Below are 18,918 nucleotides of genomic sequence, written 5' to 3'. Positions count from 1 at the left end.
TAAAATTAAATTCGCAAACGCCTCAATTTTAAAATAATATTTTGCATAAATTATTTTATAAGTTAACGTGACGCTATCCTAAAAAGCGTGTAAGTTAGAAAATATAGGGGTTTGACTTTTCAATTAAAGTTGAACCCTTTTTTCAAAAAATGGTTAAGAACTGGTTGAGGATTAATCCCTAATTTTGGATTGGCATCGACCATTTTTTGGTTGCTTCTTTTAAAGCCAAATATACAGATCTTAAAATAGCTTCATCCGTTGGGGCAAGAGCGATAGCGAACTGGCGAAGCAATGATAGTTTTTTTTGTTATATTTTCTAATTTTTCCATTGAGATTTTCGATTAAATTTGTGGTGTAAATTATTTTTCTGATTTCCACTGGGAAGTCAAAAAAAACACGGTAAGTTCTTCCCAATTTTCTTCCCAGAATTTTATAGCGTATGGATATTTATGATTCCATTTTTTAGAAAAGTCTTCTAATGATGCTTTTGCCGCTTCTTTAGTTGGAGCGTTGTATATAAGCTTCATATCTGCCGAAAATTCCTTTTTATCTTTCCAAACCACATACCTAGCCGAGTTCCTGATTTGTTGTACGACACAGATTTGGGTTCGTGATTCGGGGAATACATTTTTATGGTTTGGGTAAAACCATTTAGGTTGTCAGTAGCAGTAATTAGTATATCTTCAACACTTCTGGCTTTTAAATCGGTTAGAACTCCAAGCCAAAAACTGGTACTTTCATTCTTTGCTAGTCACATTCCGAGAACTTATTTCTTTCCTTCTCTGTTGAGTCCTACGGCTAAATAGATGGTTTTATTGATTATTTTTGAGTTTTACTCATTGTTATTTTATTGTTTTTCAAAGGAATTCGTGAGCTTATGGGCCACGAACGAGATGATGTCGATAATTATTACAAAGATAAATATCCCGAAGAAATCAGGGATAATGCGCTTTTTGAGATTGTAAGTAGCTTTATTTGTATGAAGTAAACGGATCTTTTATTTCGCCAGTTTCTAATGCAGATTCATAATCAATATATCCTGAAAAACCATATCCTCCAAAAAGCAGATAAGTTTTAAAACCTCTTTTACTAGTCCCAACACTTCTTATTTTTGAAATTATAACTTTTTTATTTGACATAAAAGCAGCTACAGAAACATTTCCTTGAGTTATAAAAGTAAAATTTTCGCCTCTTGGAAGGCTAATTGTAATAGTATCTCCTAATTTTATAATATTACCTGATTTAGTTTGATATTCCTTAAATTTACCTTCTATATTAGTTTTATTATAAACAGCTTTTTGTGCAAAACTTGAAAATCCAATCAATAATAATAGTACAATTTTTTTCATAATTACCAGTCTTTTTTAATAGATTCTGTTGTATTTATTAGAAATTTTTCTAAAAAATATTTGTCATTATATCCCATTCCTACAGTAACTAAATTATTTGTAGAAAATAAAGTATTTTTTTTCTTCGTAATATATTCTTCAAGAAAGCCTGATGATTGACCAGCGTTATATAATTTATTATCAATGAAAATTTCTTTTACGGTAACTCTATATTTTTCATCTTTAAAATCAATAACTACTAAGTATTTATAATAATCTCTAACAAACATAACTACACCCATTGAGGTTCCACCATATTTTTTATAATTTATTTGATCATCATTTATGGTAAAACTTATAGTATTATCGATAATTTGAAAATTATCTTGTTTCATACTGGTCATTACTTCTTTTTGAAAATACTTAATTAAATCTTCAGTATTTTTTCCTTGTACTTCATAAACGTGTTGCCAATATACTTTACCATTTTCTAAAAAGAAATTAGTTTCTGGAAGTTTTATTTGCGCAAAACTTGAAAATCCAATCAATAAAAAGAGTACAATTTTTTTCATAATTTTTTATTTAAAGGTAATACTTTTTTAAGAATCTTTCTTTTCTGATTTTAAAATTAATTCAATTTTTTCTTCTTGAAGCTGGATTATTTTATCCTTTAATTTTATTTCTGATTTTAGATTTTCAATAATATTTTTTTCTTCGCTATAAATAGCTTCTGGTTCATTAAGCATTTTAACTTTTTTAGAAAGTTATGGTCGTGTGTTGTTGCTGGACTAAACCAGGCTAAACTTGGTACTTTTTCATCGGCATTGATTACCGTATGAACTTTAATTTCTCCTTGTTTAAACAGTAAAATAAAAATTATAATAAGGTTTAATAAAAAAGAAGATTTGAAAAACGAGTTAATTGGTAATTAGCCCGTTTTTTTATTTTTCTAAATAATAATAAAATAAGTGTTAAGAATATAACAAAAAGTTTCGAAACACCATTATACTTTTTTAGATTTACCATCTGTAATGCGACTAAATTTAATTAATTTTGTAATCAGGTAAAAAGTGGTATGTTTTTAAATTATATAAAGAATTATTTTTTATTAAAAATTTTAAAAAATAATTTACATAATGTCAAAGCAAGTACATCAAATGTTTCTGTTCAAACAATTGGTTTGCTTGTAGATGAAAGTTATTTTTTTGAAAAAGAAACTCTAATAAATGAATTAATTGCAAATGGAATTCTAGAAAGCAATATAAAAGTTATTGTTTACAGAGATAAATGGAAAAAAAACGAACCGTATTTTAAACAGACATTTGGAACAAAACATATAAATTGGAATACGCAAATCACTAATCCGGCGGTTAATGATTTCATAAATGAACAATTCGATTTATTAATAAGTTATTATGATGTTGAGAAATCATTTTTAATAAAAATTACCCACAGTTCTAAAGCTAAGTTTAAAGTTGGATTTTCATCAGTAGATAAGAGATTAAACCATTTGATGATTAATACCAATGCCGAAAATTATACCGTTTTTGTTCACGAATTATTTAGGTATTTAAAAATATTAAATAAAATATAAAAACAAATTATGCAATCATTAATAGGAACAGGTGTTGCCCTTGCAACTCCTTTTAGAAAAGATTTTTCAATTGATACCGAAGCATTAATAAGAATAGTAAATTTCTCTATAGATGGGGGAGTTGAATACCTTGTAGTACTTGGCACAACAGCCGAAAATGCTACTATGTCGCAGGATGAAAAAGAATTTGTGATTAAGACCATCGTCGAAACTAACAATGGAAGATTGCCAATGGTACTTGGAGTAGGAGGAAACAATACGATGGAAGTTGTCGAGGAACTTAAAAATAGAGATTTGTCGCAATTTGTAGCAATACTTTCTATTTCTCCCTATTATAATAAGCCAACTCAAGAAGGAATCTATCAACATTTTAAAGCAGTTGCCGAAGCTTCTCCAATTCCTGTAATTTTGTATAATGTTCCCAGTAGAACAGGAAGCAATGTGTTACCTTCAACAGTAATGAAATTAGCAAATGATTTCAAAAATATTGTAGCCATCAAAGAAGCAGCCGGTGATATTATTCAAGCTATGCAATTGCTTAAAAATAAACCCAAAGATTTCCTTGTGCTTTCTGGCGATGATATGATTGCTTTGCCAATGGTTTTAGCCGGAGGTTCTGGCGTTATATCTGTAATTGCTCAGGGTTTTCCAAAAGAATTTTCCGAAATGATGCGTTTAGGATTAAATAGAAAAGTTGATGACGCCTTTAAATTACAATACCTTTTTTCTGATTGTATTGATATGATTTTTGAACAAGGAAATCCCGCAGGAATTAAACAAGTGTTTGATTCATTGGGAATAGCGGATAATACAGTTCGTTTGCCATTAGTAAAAGTTGATGAATCACTTGCCAATCGAATTGATCAATTTGTCAAAAAAATAAATAAACTGACTTAAAAAAATCTTTCTTTTTTAATAAAAAAATATATTTTGTAGTGGCTAAATTAATACCTAAATTTGCCAGCTAAACTTGGGTGTGGTATTTGAAAGTTTGACTTTCCTCTAAATCATAAAAAAAGTAAATAAAAAAAATGAAAAAATTATTATCTCTATTGCTTCTTGTTGTCATTTTTGGTTCTTGCAGTGAATATCAAAAAGCATTAAAAACCGAAGATGTTGCTGTAAAGTTTGAAACGGCCACTAAGTTATACGATGCCGGAAAATATAATGACGCCATTAGACTTATTGAGCAAATTGCTCCTGCATATAGAGGAAAACCTCAAGCTGAGAAATTGTTTTATATGTTTTCTCAATCTTATTATAAAACAAAACAATATTATTTAGCAGCATACCAATTTGAAAGTTTTGTTTCGGGTTATCCAAAAAGCGAAAAGGCAGAAGAATCAGCTTATTTAGGTGCTAAATGTTTTTCGATGCTTTCGCCTTTATATAGTTTAGACCAAACAGATACTTTTAAAGCAATTGACAAGTTACAGGGTTTTATAGATTTGTATCCAAATTCGACCTATTTGCCGGAAGCCAATAAGACACTAAGAGTTTTAAATGAAAAAATAGAAAAAAAAGTATATGAAAATGCAAAGCAATACAACACTATTTTAGATTATAAATCAGCTATGGTAGCTCTTGATAACTTTATCGCTGATTATCCTGGAACACCATATAAAGAGGATGCTCTTTTTTATAAATATGATTCAGCTTATCAATTGGGAATAAATAGTATCCCTTCAAAAATGGCAGAACGATTAAATGTAGCTAAAACAGCCTATAACAGTTTAATTAAATTTAAACCGGATACAAAATATAAAAAGATTGCAGACCAAATGTTTGCAACGATTGAAACAGATTTAAAAAATTTCACTAAATAAATAAAGTCATGGATTTAAGAAAGACGAATGCTCCGGTAAACACAATAACTTACAATAAAAATATTATTGAAGAACCTACAGGAAATGTGTATGAAGCTATAACAATTATGGCTAAAAGAGCAAATCAAATCAATTCTGAAATCAAAAAAGAATTGACCGAAAAACTAGAAGAATTTGCTACTTACAATGACAGTCTTGAAGAAGTTTTTGAAAACAAGGAGCAAATAGAGGTTTCAAAGTTTTACGAAAAATTGCCTAAACCACACGCTTTGGCAGTTCAAGAATGGTTAGATGGCAAAATCTACCACAGAGAAGGAACCAAATAATATCTATAAATGTCAGTTTTAAGCGGAAAAAAAATTTTACTGGGAATTTCTGGTGGAATTGCAGCTTATAAAACAGCTACTTTAGTTAGACTTTTCATAAAAGCAGGTGCGCATGTCCAAGTGATAATGACACCTGCTTCTAAGGATTTTATAACGCCACTTACGTTATCGACTTTATCTAAAAATCCAGTTTATTCTAGTTTTTACGACCAAGATGAAGATAATGAAAAATGGAATAACCATGTAGAATTAGGTCTTTGGGCAGATTTGATGGTTATTGCTCCCGCAACCGCAAATACATTGTCAAAAATGGCAAATGGAACTTGTGACAATCTTTTATTAGCTACTTATTTATCAGCAAAATGCCCCGTTTATTTTGCTCCTGCAATGGATTTGGATATGTATATTCATCCATCTACAATTGCTAGTTTTAAGAAATTAGAACAGTTTGGCAATACAATGATTCCTGCCGAAAGTGGAGAATTAGCAAGTGGTCTATCAGGAGAAGGAAGAATGTCTGAACCGGAAAATATTGTTGCATTCTTGGAAGCCGACTTAGAAAGTAGATTGCCTCTTAAAGGAAAAAAAATACTAATTACTGCTGGTCCTACATACGAAGCAATAGATCCTGTGCGTTTTATAGGAAATCATTCTTCCGGAAAAATGGGTTTTGATATTGCACAAAGTGCAGCAAATCTAGGAGCTTCGGTAATTTTAGTTTCTGGACCTTCCCATTTAAAAATCGAGAATAATTTAGTAAAAGTAATTCGTGTTGTTTCGGCACAGGAAATGTATGATGCTTGCCATCAATATTTTGCTGATGTTGATGTGGCAATTGCAGCAGCAGCAGTTGCAGATTATAAGCCAAAGATTATTGCGCTTCAAAAAATTAAAAAGACTGCCGATGATTTTACTATTGAACTCGAAAAAACAAAAGATATCTTGGCTTCATTGGGAGAAATTAAGAAAAATCAGTTTTTAATCGGCTTTGCTTTAGAAACTGAAAATGAAATTGAGAATGCAAAGTTGAAAATTCAGAAAAAAAACCTAGATTTGATAGTTCTTAATTCTTTACAGGATAAAGGTGCAGGTTTTGGAAAACCAACTAATAAAATTACTTTTATAGATAAAAATTTCGAAGTACAACCTATGGAATTAAAATCGAAAGAAGCAGTTGCTGATGATATTTTAAACAAAGTAATAGCACATTTTTTATGACCAGAATAATTACTTTTTTCTTGTTACTCACATTTGGGTTTACTCATTCTCAAGAGTTAAACTGTACCGTAACGGTAAATGCACAAAAACTTAATAATGCAAACCAACAAGTTTTCAAAACTTTAGAAACATCATTAAGTGAGTTTGTTAATCAAACACATTGGACAGCACTAACCTATAAACAAAACGAAAAAATTAATTGTTCGATGTATATCACCATTTCATCGAATGAATCTGATCAATTTACTGCGACTATTCAGGTGCAGTCTTCAAGACTTATCTATAATTCTTCTTATGCATCGCCAGTATTAAATTTTAATGATAAAGATTTTAGTTTTAGATATACAGAATTTGAAAGCCTAATTTTTAATCCTGCCGAATTTGAATCAAATTTGGTTTCTGTAGTTTCTTTTTACAGCTATATCATCTTAGGTATGGACGCTGATAGTTTTGTGCCATTAGCTGGAAATTCATACTTTGAAATCGCTCAAAATATTTCTAATGTTGCTCAACAAAGCGGTTATAAAGGTTGGAGCCAAACTGATGGAAATCAAAGCAGATACTATTTAGTGAATGATTTATTAGCACCTGCACTTAATGAAGTTCGTCAAACCTCATTTGCCTATCACTCAGGATTGGATATAATGAGTCAGGATTTGAAATCAGCAAAAGACAAAATTAAAAATTCCTTGCTTAATTTAGGAAAGCTAAATGCGGTAAAACCAAATGCATTTGTGACACGAGTGTTTTTTGATGCCAAATCAGATGAAATAGTTTCTATTTTTTCGGGTGGACCAAGTATTCCCATCACAGATTTAGTGGAAAGTTTGAATAAAACTTCTCCCTTAAACTCCAGTAAATGGGCACTGATTAAGTATTAATTAGTTTCTGGTTTTTTACACAATTTCTTTTTTTCTCATAAAATTATATAAATGATAACTTCGCTGTCGATAAAAAACTATGCTTTAATTGAAAAATTGGCTATCGATTTTTCAAAAGGTTTTTCGATTATTACAGGAGAAACAGGCGCGGGAAAATCAATTATACTCGGAGCTTTAGGATTGGTTTTAGGAAAAAGAGCGGATTTGACTTCCTTAAAAAACAAAGAAGAAAAATGCATCATAGAAGCTCATTTTGACATCTCAAAATATAATTTACTTTCTTTTTTTGAAGCCAATGATTTAGATTTTGAAAATGAAACGATCATTCGTCGAGAAATTCTTCCTTCAGGAAAATCAAGGGCTTTTATCAATGACAGTCCAGTAAATCTTCAGGAATTGCAGGAACTGAGTTTATTCTTGATTGATATTCATTCCCAACATCAAACACAGGAACTTTCTGAAGAAAAAGTTCAATTCGAAATTATTGACGCAATTGCAAATAATCAAGACAATATTTTGGATTATCAAGTGCTTTTGAAAAGCTATAAATCGGATAAATCCAAATTGAATTCGCTTCTTAAAAAACAGGCTGAATCTATCAAGGAGCAGGAATACAATACATTTTTATTAGACGAATTAATTGCAGCAAATTTGAAATCTGGCGAACAAGAATCTCTTGAGGCGGATTTTGAAAAACTCAATAATGTCGAAATTATTAAAGAATCTCTTGATAAGTCTTTGGCTATAGCCAATGAAGAGCAAATTGGAGTAATACACAATTTGAAGGAAATCAAAGTTTCCTTGCAAAAAATAGCTTCCTTTTCGTCAGAATATCATTCTTTATTAGAAAGAATTTCAAGTTTAACGATTGAATTTGATGATATTTCGGATGAATTAAATCGATGTTCAGAGAAACTCATCAATGATCCGGAACAGCTGGATTTAATCAGCCAAAAGTTGCAAATGATTTACAGTTTGCAAAAAAAACATCAAGTTTCAACGGTTGACGAGTTATTGGAAATTCAAAATAAATTGGATGACTCTCTTTTAGAAATTGGAAATTTAGAATCTGAAATTTTAGCTTTTACCAATTCAATTCAACAGAAAACAACAACATTAGATACTTTATCAAATGCAATTCACAAGAAGAGAATAGATTCCATTCCGATTTTATCAGGAAAGTTAATTTCAATTTTAGAAACTTTGGGAATGCCAAATGTTCGTTTTAAAATTGACATCAATTCTACTTCAACTTATTTCGAAAATGGAAAGGATGAACTTCAATTTTTATTTTCGGCTAATAAAGGAACCGACTTTGGATTATTAAAAAAAGTAGCTTCTGGAGGTGAAATGTCTAGGATTATGCTTACAGTGAAAGCAATTTTGGCACAATATTCAAAATTGCCAACGCTGATTTTTGATGAAATTGACTCCGGAGTTTCAGGTGAAATTGCCAATAAAATGGGTGAAATTATGAAGGAAATGAGTCAGACAATGCAAATTTTTGCTATTACACATTTACCTCAAATAGCGGCAAAAGGAACAGCGCATTTCAAAGTTTCAAAATCTACTATTGGTGAGGATACACAATCTGAATTAAAATTATTATCGAGCGAGGAGCGCATTGTCGAAATAGCGCAAATGTTGTCTGGAACTCTTGTTTCTGATTCAGCATTAAACCACGCAAAAGCCTTGCTGAACTAAAGAAATGCCTTATATTTGTCACCTTAAAATTACCGAATAACTGAATAACCTATACACATATGATTATAGAACCTAGAATGCGAGGATTTATTTGTTTGACATCACACCCAAAAGGATGCGAACAAAACGTAAAAAATCAAATCAAATATGTAAAATCAAAAGGGCACATCGAAGGCGCTAAAAAAGTTTTAGTAATAGGAGCTTCAACCGGATTTGGTTTAGCTTCAAGAATTACTAGTGCTTTTGGCTCTGATGCTGCAACGATTGGTATATTTTTTGAAAAACCTCCCGTTGAAGGAAGACCAGGTTCACCAGGATGGTATAATTCGGCAGCTTTTGAAAACGAAGCGCATAAAGCCGGATTATATGCAAAAAGTATTAATGGAGATGCTTTTTCGAATGAAGTTAAGAGACAAACTTTAGACTTGATTAAAGCTGATTTAGGTCAAATTGATTTGATAATTTATAGTTTGGCTTCCCCAGTTCGTGTGCATCCGGTTACCGGAGTTTTGCATCGATCGGTTTTGAAACCAATTGGAACAACTTATACTAATAAAACCGTTGATTTTCATACAGGAATAGTTTCTGAAATAAGCATCGAACCTTGTCAAGGTGATGATATTGCGAATACAGTTGCTGTAATGGGCGGAGAGGATTGGGCAATGTGGATTGATGCTTTGAAAGCGGAAAATCTTTTGGCTAAAGGCGCAACTACTGTTGCATATTCCTATATTGGACCATCATTAACCGAAGCTGTTTACAGAAAAGGAACTATTGGTCGTGCAAAAGATCATCTTGAAGCTACGGCTTTTGCTATTACAGACAGTTTAAAATCTATCGAAGGAAAAGCATTTGTTTCCGTGAATAAAGCGTTGGTTACACAAGCGAGTTCAGCCATTCCGGTTATTCCTTTGTATATTTCGTTGTTGTATAAAATAATGAAAGCTGAAGGAATTCACGAAGGTTGCATTGAGCAAATCCAACGTTTATATCAAGATAGATTGTTTACGGGTAAACCAATTCCAACGGATGATAAAGGAAGAATCAGAATAGATGATTGGGAAATGCGTGACGATGTTCAGGAAAAAATTGCTACTTTGTGGAAACAAGCCACTACAGAAAGTTTGCCTGAAATTGGAGATTTAGAAGGATATAGAAAAGATTTTCTGAACCTTTTTGGTTTTGAATTCGAAGGAGTAGATTACAGAGCAGATGCTGAAGAAATGGTAAGTGTTTCGAGTATAGTTTAAAGAAATATTAGATATTTAAAATGTTTAAATGTTATAACCATCACGAAAAACGTGGTGGTTTTTTTATGGATAAAGATTATCTTTGTTAAAATTAAAAAGCAAAAAATTTAAACCTTAATTCAAGATTATGTTGTTTTCTTTAATCATCCCAGTTTACAATCGTCCTGACGAAGTCGATGAACTTTTAGAGAGTTTGTCTAAATTAGATTATAAAGAAGATTTCGAAATTGTAATCGTTGAGGATGGTTCTGCTATAAAGTGTGAAGATGTTGTTCGAAATTATGGAGGGAAATTAAATATTTCCTATTATTTCAAAGAAAATTCAGGTCCGGGGAATTCAAGGAATTACGGAATGCAAAAGGCAAAAGGTGATTATTTTATCATTTTTGATTCAGATTGTATTATTCCAAAAACGTATTTGACAGAAGTTTCCAATGCGTTGAAACAAGATTATGTAGATTGTTTTGGTGGACCTGATAAAGCTTTGGATAGTTTTTCTGATATTCAAAAAGCAATAAATTTTGCAATGACTTCTTTTCTTACCACCGGAGGAATTAGAGGTGGCTCGGAGAAAATCGATAAGTTTCAGCCTAGAAGTTTTAATATGGGATTGTCTCGAAAAGCTTTTGAAGCTTCCAATGGTTTTGGGAACATTCATCCAGGAGAAGATCCTGATTTATCAATTCGATTATGGGAATTAGGTTTTGAAACTAGGCTTTTTCCAAAAGCTTTCGTTTATCACAAAAGAAGAATTGACTGGGAAAAGTTTTCGGTTCAGGTCAATAAATTTGGTAAAGCAAGGCCGATTTTGAATAGTTGGTATCCTCAATATAACAAACTTACTTTTTTCTTTCCATCTGTTTTCTTAATTGGATTTATTGTTGCACTGGTTTTTTTGGTTTTTAATCATGACTTATTGCTTCAGTTGTATTTTGTTTACTTTTTGGTATTGTTTTTGGTGTCAACATATCAAAATAAAAGCTTTAAAATAGGTTTCTTATCGATAAAAGCGGTTTGGAAACAATTTTATGGTTACGGAACAGGTTTTATGGAATCATTTTTTAAGATTATAATTTTGAAACAAAAACCTCAAGAGGCTTTTCCTGAGTTGTTTTTTAAAAAATAATATGACAAAAATAATAGGATTAACAGGAGGTATTGGAAGTGGAAAAACTACAATTGCCAATTATTTTATGGCAGCTGGCATTCCTGTTTATATTGCTGATAATGAAGCAAGAAAAATTATGCAATCTTCAGCAATTATTGAAGAAATAAAAAAAACATTTGGTAGCGCCATTTTTGAAAATGACATTTTAAATCGAGAAAAACTATCCGAAATTGTATTTAATAATCCTGAAAAATTAAAACAACTCAATGCAATTATCCATCCTGTCGTAAAAAAACATTTTAACGAATGGATTTTGAATCATAAAAATTCTCCGTTTATTATTTATGAGGCAGCCATTTTATTTGAAAGTGGGAGTTATAAAAATTGCGATTTGATAATTACGGTTACCGCCCCAATAGAATCAAGGATTCAGAGAGTAATTCAAAGAGATAAAACAACGCGTGAGAAAGTTTTAAAAAGAATAAATATGCAATGGAGCGATGAACAACGCATCACTAAAAGCGATTTTATAATTGAAAATGTTAATCCTGATAGTGCAAAATTAGAAGTTGATAAAATTCTTAAAATTTTAAAGATTTAATAATTAAATTCTTTGCTGTTAATCTTTGGTTAATTTATTATTAATTATACTGTTAAAAACCTAATTTTGTATCGATGAATAAATTATTTTTTAGAATACTTGTTTTACTGATGAGTTTATCCTTAATCGGGATAATTTTAGTCCAAGTATATTGGTTCAATACCTCGTTTAAAAATAATGACGAGCAATTTAAGTTTCATGTTAAACAAGTTATTGGAAATGTTGCCAATAAACTTCAAAAACAAGAAGAATATGCTTATTACGAGAAATTTAATCGATATAAAGACAGTACAGGAAAAATTCCTCAAACCAATGATTTATTAGAGTTTTATTACGTTCAGAAAAATCACAAAAACAATACAACAATTGTATTTTCTAATAGTATAACATCTGAAAATTACGATTTGCCTTCAACGTTCTTTGATAAAAAATTAGATAGTGTAAAATTCCAAAGCTTCAATTCTAAAAGAGTTACAGAAGTTTATGACAACAATAGATTTGACGATTCAAAGATACAAAGCAATTTGACTCCGGATGTGAAGATCGAAAAATCCGGTAATTTAGATGCTTTAGATAATGTTGCATTAGAAATAAATTACAAAGAAATCGCTTCGGCAATGCCTTTACAGGAAAGAGTTTCAAAAGAGACTATTCAGAAGTTGTTAAAAAAAGAATTGGAAGAATATGGTGTGAACACACGATTTGAGTTTGGGATTTATAGCAGCGGATTGGCCACCAAAGTAAAATCGGATGGGTTTCGATATGATAAAAATAATACGTATTCCATTCCGATATTTACTGATAATGAAGGAAATAGTAAATATCAATTATTAGTTTCATTCCCTCATAAAAAGAAATTTCTGCTTACAGATCTTACTGGTATAACCTTACTGTCAATTATTTTTACATTGATAATTATTATTGCTTATTCGAGTGCATTAAACCAATTGATTCGTCAACGTAACATATCTGAGATTAAATCTGATTTTATTAACAATATGACTCATGAGTTTAAAACGCCAATTGCCACAATAAATTTGGCTTTGGATGCTATTAAAAACCCGAAAATTATTGGCGATCAAGAAAAGGTGCTCAAGTATCTTCAGATGATTAAGGACGAAAATAAGAGGATGCACGCACAAGTTGAAAATGTGTTGAGAATATCTAAATTAGAAAAAAAAGAATTAAATATTATAAAAGAATCTATTAATATTCAGGAGGTTATAGACGATGCTATTGAGCATGTTAACTTAATATTAGAAGATAGACAAGGAACAATAACAAAACATTTTGATGCAGTCAGAACAAGTGTTTTAATAAATGAAGTTCATTTTATAAATGTAATTGTGAATATCTTGGAGAATGCCATTAAATATTCACCTTATATTCCAAAAATTGATGTCTATACAGAAAATGTAAAAGATTTTGTGATTATTAAGGTTAAAGATAATGGAGTAGGAATGAGCAAGGTGGCTCAGAAAAGAGTTTTTGAAAAGTTCTATCGAGAACATACCGGAGATTTACATGATGTTAAAGGTCACGGACTAGGTTTAGCCTATGTGAAAAAAATTATTGACGACCATAACGGTCAAATTTATGTAGAAAGTGAAAAGGGAAAAGGAAGTACCTTCATAATAAAAATACCATTAATAAATTAAGATATGGAAAATGTAAATAAAAGAATCCTTTTAGTTGAAGATGATCTCAATTTTGGGGCAGTACTTAAAGATTATTTAATGCTTAATGACTTTGATGTCACTTTGGCCAAAAATGGAATGGAAGGATTCGAAAAATTCAAAAAGGATATTTACGATTTATGTATTTTGGACGTGATGATGCCTTACAAAGATGGATATACATTGGCAAAAGAAATTAGAGAAAAAAACCTAGAAGTGCCAATTATATTTTTGACAGCAAAATCAATGAAAGAGGATGTGTTGAAAGGATATAAAGCCGGTGCTGACGATTATTTGAACAAACCCTTCGATTCAGAGGTTTTATTGATGAAAATAAGAGCCATAATTCAAAGAAAATCTTCTGCTACAAAAGCTGAGCCAGTTCAATTTGAATTTAACGTAGGTAAATTTCATTTAAATTCAAAACTTCGTTTCTTAACTTTTAACAATGATGAGCCTGTTAAATTGTCTCCAAAAGAAAACGAATTGTTGAAAATGTTAATTCTTCACGAAAATGACTTGATGCCGAGAGAATTGGCTTTGACAAAAATTTGGAGAGATGATAACTATTTCACATCAAGAAGTATGGACGTTTACATTGCCAAATTAAGGAAATACCTTAAACTAGATCCAAATGTTGAAATTCTTAACATTCACGGTGAAGGATTTAGATTAGTAGTAAAAAAATAAATTATTAGACTATATAAAAAGGCTTCAGTTTAAAATTGAGGTCTTTTTTGTTCATAAAGAAATTTATTTCAAATTTAACTGTAAAGCAAAACAAGTTTTATTTTCTTTGGTAATACTAAAAATCAGTGATTCTGAATTCAAATTTTCGTGGATGATAACTTTGTCTTTCAGAGATAATTCCTTTAAGAAATTCATTTCAAAACTTTTAATTTTTTGATTTAGAATAAATTCTACATCCACAAAATCCAAGCACCATTCAAGGTATTTAACATTATTAACGTGATTCACGATGTCTAAATCCGAAAGAGCAACTGTTTTCTCAAAGACCATTTCGGTTTCGTTATTGAGGTTAATTTTAGAAAAGGTTTTTTGGGTTGCTTTGTGTTCTGGATACAATTCAAAATGTTTGAACGGCAAAGACAAGGCTTCAGGTCGTCTTATTTCAGTATTAAAAACGGCCCAAAAAGTCTCGCAACCCACTATTTTATTTCCGTTGACATACATTTCTAAAGCACGCACGGAACGAGAATTTTCAAGTGTATTAATCCATGTTTTTACTGTTACGACGTCTTTCCATTTAGGTAATTCCAAAATTTCGACACGCATTCTGCTCAAAACCCAAGCTTGATTAAATTCCTGCATATCTGAGAAACTAATTCCACCCACTTCGGAATGTGCCGCGGCGGTCAATTGCAAAATATTGCACAAATCCGTATATTTTAAAAAACCATTTGGCAAACATTGCGTAAAATTAATTTCCCAATCTTTGCTGAATATGGACGTGAAATTGTCGGCTATTGGCATATAAATAATTATGAATAATGAATTAGTCCGGTTATATAATTTATGATTTCTTGTCGATTATTAAGATAATCAAACCACTTTGTTTCTTCATTTCTTTTGAACCAAGTGAGCTGCCTTTTTGCAAATCGTCTGGTGTTTTTCTTGATTTCTTCAATGGCAAACTCCAATGAAATTTCGCCTTCAAAATAACTAAACAATTCTCTATAACCCACAGTTTGCATTGCGTTAAGGTCTTTGTGAGGAAATAAATCTTTGGCTTCAGCCAATAAACCTTCATTGATCATAGTATCCACACGTTGGTTTATTCTGTCGTAAATTTTACTTCTTTCGGCTTCCAAACCAATGATTATAGGAGTGAAGTTTCGAGTGTTTTTCTTTTGGTTTAAAAAAGAAGAATATGGTTTTCCAGAACCGATACAAACTTCCAAGGCACGCATCATCCGTTGTGGATTTTCTTTTGCAACCACTTCAAAATATTTTGGATCTAATTTTTCTAATTCCGTTTGTAGATACTCAATTCCTGATTTTTCGTAATTCAGTTTTACTTCATCTCTAACGGAAGAATTTATCTCTGGGAAATCGTCAAATCCTTTTAAAACGGCATCTACATATAAGCCAGAACCGCCCACCATTACTACATAATCGTTATTTAAAAACAATTCGTCTAGTTTAGCAATGGCTTCTTTTTCGAAATCGCCAACGGTATAATTCTCAAAAATCGATTTATTTTGGATGAAATGATGTTTGGCAGCAGCCAATTCTTCAGAAGAAGGAACTGCTGTCCCAATTTGCATTTCTTTAAAAAATTGTCGGCTGTCACAAGAAATTATTTCGCAATTGAAATGTTGTGCCAAAGCGATGCTTAAGGATGTTTTTCCAATGGCTGTTGGTCCAACAATTGTAATAAGATATTTAGCCATAATTAAAAATTTATGACTTTCATTGTTTTACTTTTTCGCAAATAACTTTGGATATTATTCCGAGTATCTCGATTGCTTTGCATCGGGATTATGATATTTCTTAAAATTTCAATGTTATTGATTTGGTAGTTTAAATCATAGAAAGCATATCCTTTGTAAACGCCATTTTCAACAAAAATTACACTGCGCTCAGTAATGGTACGCCCTTTGTCTAAAATTGCCAAAGTCTTATTGTCAAACAAATTCTTGTCAATAAAACTCTGAACACGCTCATTGTACTCATGAGTTGAAATTTTTCCAATGCAAGCACCATCGCATTCGTTAATGGTGTGTTGAAAACAATGTGTTTTAGTTTCGTATAAACCTGTCAATTTCTGACATAATTGATAATGAGAAGTAATTCGATACAAGGCGTCTTTTCCTTCCTGCATAGAAACGTATGATTTTATTTCTTTTTTCCTGCCGTCTGCTTTTTGTAATTTCAAATTTAGATAACCATTAGCATCTTTTTCAGGATAAATTGCCCAAGAAAAGTTGCTTTTTGGAGACATTCTATTATATATGGGTCTGTTACTTTTTATTTCTTCAGATTCTTTCAAAAGCGCAATCAACTCGCTTCCAGTTTCTTCATAGGTTACGGTGAAAACTTCATTTTGGATTTTCTTGGCACTTTTTGTAATTCCTGTAAAATGCTGATTGACTCGCTTTTTAATGTTACGGCTTTTGCCAATAAAAATCAGGCTGCCGTCTTCTCGATGAATGTAATAAACCCCAGTTTTTGAAGGTAAACTTTCAACAATATCCATCAATTTGGGCGCAATTCCTTTTTGTATTTCAAATTTGATAAGCTCTTTGACGATTTCTTTATTCAAATCTTTGTCCAATAACATTTTAAATAGTTTCACCGTTGCCATTGCATCGCCACTGGCACGATGTCTGTCAGCCATTGGGATTCCTAGTGCCCGAACTAATTTCCCTAAACTGTGTGAGGGTTGTTCTGGTAATAATTTTTTGGATAATTCTACTGTGCAAAGCGTTTTTATGTTAAAATCATAACCCAAACGACGAAATTCAGTGCGTAAAATTCGGTAATCAAACGTAGCATTATGGGCTACGAGAACACAATCATTTGTCATTTCGATGATACGTTTTGCTACTTCAAAAAACTTTGGCGCTGAGCGCAACATTGCGTTATTGATGCCTGTAAGTTTTACGACAAAAGGCTGAATGGGAATTTCTGGATTGACTAAACTGATAAACTGATCCACGATTTCGTGACCGTCAAATTTATAAATGGCAATCTCTGTAATTCCTTCTTCGTTGAATTGTCCTCCAGTGGTTTCTATGTCAAGTATTGCGTACAATTTTTTTGTTTAAAGTTTAAAGTTTAAAGTTGTTGAACTTCAAACGTACTATTGTCTTCCTCCAAAGATACTACTTCCAATTCGAACCATCGTGCTTCCACATTCAATTGCGAGTTGATAATCGCCAGACATTCCCATCGAAAGGGTTTTGGGTTCTAGGTTTTGGTTTTTGGGTTGTGCAACTAAAAAATCAAAAATAGTTTTCAAATGTTTGAACTCTTTCTTGATTTGTTCTCGATTATCCGTAAAAGTTGCCATTCCCATTAATCCCACAATTCGAATGTTTTTCATTTCTTGAAATGTCTTGGAAGCCAGAATTTCATTGAGCTCTTTTTCGTCAAGACCAAACTTGGATTCTTCTTCGGCTATATGTATTTGAAGCAAGCAATCAATGATTCTATTGTTCTTTTGCGCTTGTTTGTTAATTTCTTGCAATAGTTTTAAACTATCTACGCCGTGAATTAGGCTCACAAATTGTGCCATAAATTTGACTTTGTTCGTCTGTACGTGCCCAATCATGTGCCACTCGATATCTTTTGGCATCACTTCCCATTTCTCGGACATTTCCTGAATTTTATTTTCACCAAAAATGCGTTGATCTGCATTATAAGCTTCCATCAAATCAGGAATGGGTTTCGTTTTTGAAACAGCAACAAGCGTTACGGTTGAAGGTAATGATGATTTTATTTTGAGAAGGTTTTGTGCGATTGACATTTTATATAAATTGTTTCGAGATTTTTTCGGCTTTTTTACTTTCGCTATAATCATAAAAACCTTCACCAGATTTCACGCCCAATTTTCCAGCTCGAACCATATTTACTAATAATGGACATGGAGCATATTTTGAATTTTTAAATCCATCATACATAACATTTAAAATTGCCAAACAAACGTCAAGCCCAATAAAATCAGCTAATTGTAATGGTCCCATTGGGTGACCCATTCCAAGTTTCATCACGGTGTCAATTTCATAAACACCAGCGACTTTGTTGTAAAGTGTTTCAATGGCTTCGTTAATCATTGGCATCAAAATTCTGTTGGCAACAAAACCCGGATAATCGTTTACTTCAACAGGAGTTTTTGCAAGTTTTTCGGATAAAGTCATAATGATTTTTGTCACTTCATCACTTGTGTTGTAACCCCGAATGATTTCAACCAATTTCATAATCGGTACAGGATTCATAAAGTGCATCCCGATAACACGTTCAGGATGAGCCACAACTGCCCCAATTTGTGTAATAGAAATAGAAGAAGTATTTGTTGCCAAAATGGTATTGTGCGGGCAAGCTTCATTCAGTTGTTTGAAAATATTAAGCTTTAATTCTACGTTTTCTGTGGCTGCTTCAACGACTAAATCAACACCAACAACGCCGTCTTTGATGTCGGTATAAGTGATGATATTGCTTATGGTTTTGAATTTATCCTCCTCGGTAATGGTTCCTTTGGCAACCATTCGATCTAAATTAGAAAAAATAGTGGACATTCCTTTGTCCAAAGACTTTTCGGAAACATCGATCAATTTTACGGCAAAACCACTTTGTGCAAAAGTATGAGCAATCCCGTTGCCCATTGTTCCTGCTCCGATTACGGCAATTATTTTCATAATTCTTTATTGAAAAATTAAAAAA

Annotated in this window: 20 protein-coding genes and 1 pseudogene; 12 read left to right on the top strand and 9 right to left on the bottom strand. The window is 31.6% G+C overall.

The features are described from left to right. Window positions 1-178: 178 nt before the first annotated feature. The 4 genes and pseudogenes from IR213_RS11050 to IR213_RS11035 form a co-directional block, all read right to left on the bottom strand. Window positions 179-832, bottom strand: a pseudogene (locus IR213_RS11050) (IS256 family transposase); the annotation flags it as partial. Window positions 833-971: 139 nt separating this feature from the next. Beyond that, complete coding sequence (locus IR213_RS11045; protein WP_194312380.1) at window positions 972-1,349, bottom strand: hypothetical protein; 378 nt, start codon at window positions 1,347-1,349, stop codon at window positions 972-974. Window positions 1,350-1,351: 2 nt separating this feature from the next. After that, window positions 1,352-1,900, bottom strand: a complete 549-nt coding sequence (locus IR213_RS11040) for a hypothetical protein (RefSeq protein WP_194312379.1) — start codon at window positions 1,898-1,900, stop codon at window positions 1,352-1,354. Between the two features lie 27 nt (window positions 1,901-1,927). Then, complete coding sequence (locus IR213_RS11035) at window positions 1,928-2,074, bottom strand: hypothetical protein (RefSeq protein ID WP_194312378.1); 147 nt, start codon at window positions 2,072-2,074, stop codon at window positions 1,928-1,930. A 329-nt stretch (window positions 2,075-2,403) separates the two neighbouring features. Between IR213_RS11035 and IR213_RS11030 the strand changes: the two genes are divergently transcribed. The 12 genes from IR213_RS11030 to IR213_RS10975 all read left to right on the top strand — a co-directional run bounded on the left by IR213_RS11030 (window position 2,404) and on the right by IR213_RS10975 (window position 14,202). After that, window positions 2,404-2,922, top strand: coding sequence for a DUF6913 domain-containing protein (locus tag IR213_RS11030; RefSeq protein ID WP_194312377.1), 519 nt, complete (start codon window positions 2,404-2,406; stop codon window positions 2,920-2,922). A 9-nt stretch (window positions 2,923-2,931) separates the two neighbouring features. Continuing rightward, window positions 2,932-3,819: a 4-hydroxy-tetrahydrodipicolinate synthase gene (gene dapA / locus IR213_RS11025; protein ID WP_194312376.1), complete on the top strand. Its 888-nt coding sequence runs from the start codon at window positions 2,932-2,934 to the stop codon at window positions 3,817-3,819. Window positions 3,820-3,953: 134 nt separating this feature from the next. Then, window positions 3,954-4,748, top strand: a complete 795-nt coding sequence (locus IR213_RS11020) for an outer membrane protein assembly factor BamD (RefSeq protein WP_194312375.1) — start codon at window positions 3,954-3,956, stop codon at window positions 4,746-4,748. A gap of 8 nt (window positions 4,749-4,756) precedes the next feature. Further along, complete coding sequence (locus IR213_RS11015) at window positions 4,757-5,074, top strand: DNA-directed RNA polymerase subunit omega (RefSeq protein WP_194312374.1); 318 nt, start codon at window positions 4,757-4,759, stop codon at window positions 5,072-5,074. Between the two features lie 9 nt (window positions 5,075-5,083). Then, window positions 5,084-6,292 carry a bifunctional phosphopantothenoylcysteine decarboxylase/phosphopantothenate--cysteine ligase CoaBC gene (gene coaBC, locus IR213_RS11010; protein WP_194312373.1) on the top strand — a complete coding sequence of 403 codons (1,209 nt, stop codon included), beginning with the start codon at window positions 5,084-5,086 and terminating at the stop codon, window positions 6,290-6,292. Next, the gene (gene porD / locus IR213_RS11005) at window positions 6,289-7,173 is read left to right on the top strand and encodes a type IX secretion system protein PorD (protein ID WP_194312372.1); all 885 of its coding nucleotides are present in this window, start codon (window positions 6,289-6,291) and stop codon (window positions 7,171-7,173) included. The genes coaBC and porD overlap by 4 nt, the downstream gene beginning before the upstream one ends. 51 nt (window positions 7,174-7,224) lie before the next feature. Beyond that, the gene (gene recN, locus IR213_RS11000; protein WP_194312371.1) at window positions 7,225-8,877 is read left to right on the top strand and encodes a DNA repair protein RecN; all 1,653 of its coding nucleotides are present in this window, start codon (window positions 7,225-7,227) and stop codon (window positions 8,875-8,877) included. A gap of 59 nt (window positions 8,878-8,936) precedes the next feature. Then, entirely contained in the window at window positions 8,937-10,127 is a 1,191-nt protein-coding gene (gene fabV / locus IR213_RS10995) for an enoyl-ACP reductase FabV (RefSeq protein WP_194312370.1), read from the top strand. Between the two features lie 127 nt (window positions 10,128-10,254). Next, window positions 10,255-11,253, top strand: coding sequence for a glycosyltransferase (locus IR213_RS10990; RefSeq protein WP_194312369.1), 999 nt, complete (start codon window positions 10,255-10,257; stop codon window positions 11,251-11,253). Window position 11,254: 1 nt separating this feature from the next. Further along, window positions 11,255-11,836, top strand: coding sequence for a dephospho-CoA kinase (gene coaE / locus IR213_RS10985; RefSeq protein ID WP_194312368.1), 582 nt, complete (start codon window positions 11,255-11,257; stop codon window positions 11,834-11,836). A 74-nt stretch (window positions 11,837-11,910) separates the two neighbouring features. Further along, complete coding sequence (locus IR213_RS10980; RefSeq protein ID WP_194312367.1) at window positions 11,911-13,494, top strand: sensor histidine kinase; 1,584 nt, start codon at window positions 11,911-11,913, stop codon at window positions 13,492-13,494. A 3-nt stretch (window positions 13,495-13,497) separates the two neighbouring features. After that, a complete protein-coding gene (locus tag IR213_RS10975; RefSeq protein ID WP_194312366.1) occupies window positions 13,498-14,202 on the top strand; it encodes a response regulator transcription factor in 705 nt (234 codons plus the stop codon). 63 nt (window positions 14,203-14,265) lie between these two features. Here the strand turns inward: IR213_RS10975 and IR213_RS10970 are convergent, their stop codons facing one another. From IR213_RS10970 to IR213_RS10950, 5 genes are read right to left on the bottom strand one after another with little or no spacing between them, the layout of a single operon-like run. Then, window positions 14,266-15,006, bottom strand: a complete 741-nt coding sequence (locus IR213_RS10970; RefSeq protein WP_194312365.1) for an acyl-[acyl-carrier-protein] thioesterase — start codon at window positions 15,004-15,006, stop codon at window positions 14,266-14,268. A gap of 8 nt (window positions 15,007-15,014) precedes the next feature. Next, entirely contained in the window at window positions 15,015-15,926 is a 912-nt protein-coding gene (gene miaA, locus IR213_RS10965; protein WP_194312364.1) for a tRNA (adenosine(37)-N6)-dimethylallyltransferase MiaA, read from the bottom strand. A gap of 2 nt (window positions 15,927-15,928) precedes the next feature. After that, on the bottom strand, window positions 15,929-17,290 hold the full coding sequence (locus IR213_RS10960) for an exonuclease domain-containing protein (protein ID WP_194312363.1): 1,362 nt from the start codon (window positions 17,288-17,290) through the stop codon (window positions 15,929-15,931). Between the two features lie 48 nt (window positions 17,291-17,338). Next, window positions 17,339-18,004, bottom strand: coding sequence for a YggS family pyridoxal phosphate-dependent enzyme (locus IR213_RS10955; protein WP_194312362.1), 666 nt, complete (start codon window positions 18,002-18,004; stop codon window positions 17,339-17,341). A gap of 1 nt (window position 18,005) precedes the next feature. After that, window positions 18,006-18,893 (bottom strand): 3-hydroxyacyl-CoA dehydrogenase family protein, encoded by an 888-nt coding sequence (locus IR213_RS10950; RefSeq protein ID WP_194312361.1) that lies wholly within the window; start codon window positions 18,891-18,893, stop codon window positions 18,006-18,008. Window positions 18,894-18,918: the final 25 nt, after the last annotated feature.

This window comes from Flavobacterium soyangense, from assembly GCF_015277675.1.
Lineage (GTDB): Bacteria > Bacteroidota > Bacteroidia > Flavobacteriales > Flavobacteriaceae > Flavobacterium > Flavobacterium soyangense.
Note: the sequence above shows the minus strand (reverse complement) of the source record. Positions and strands in the feature narration are given on the sequence as shown.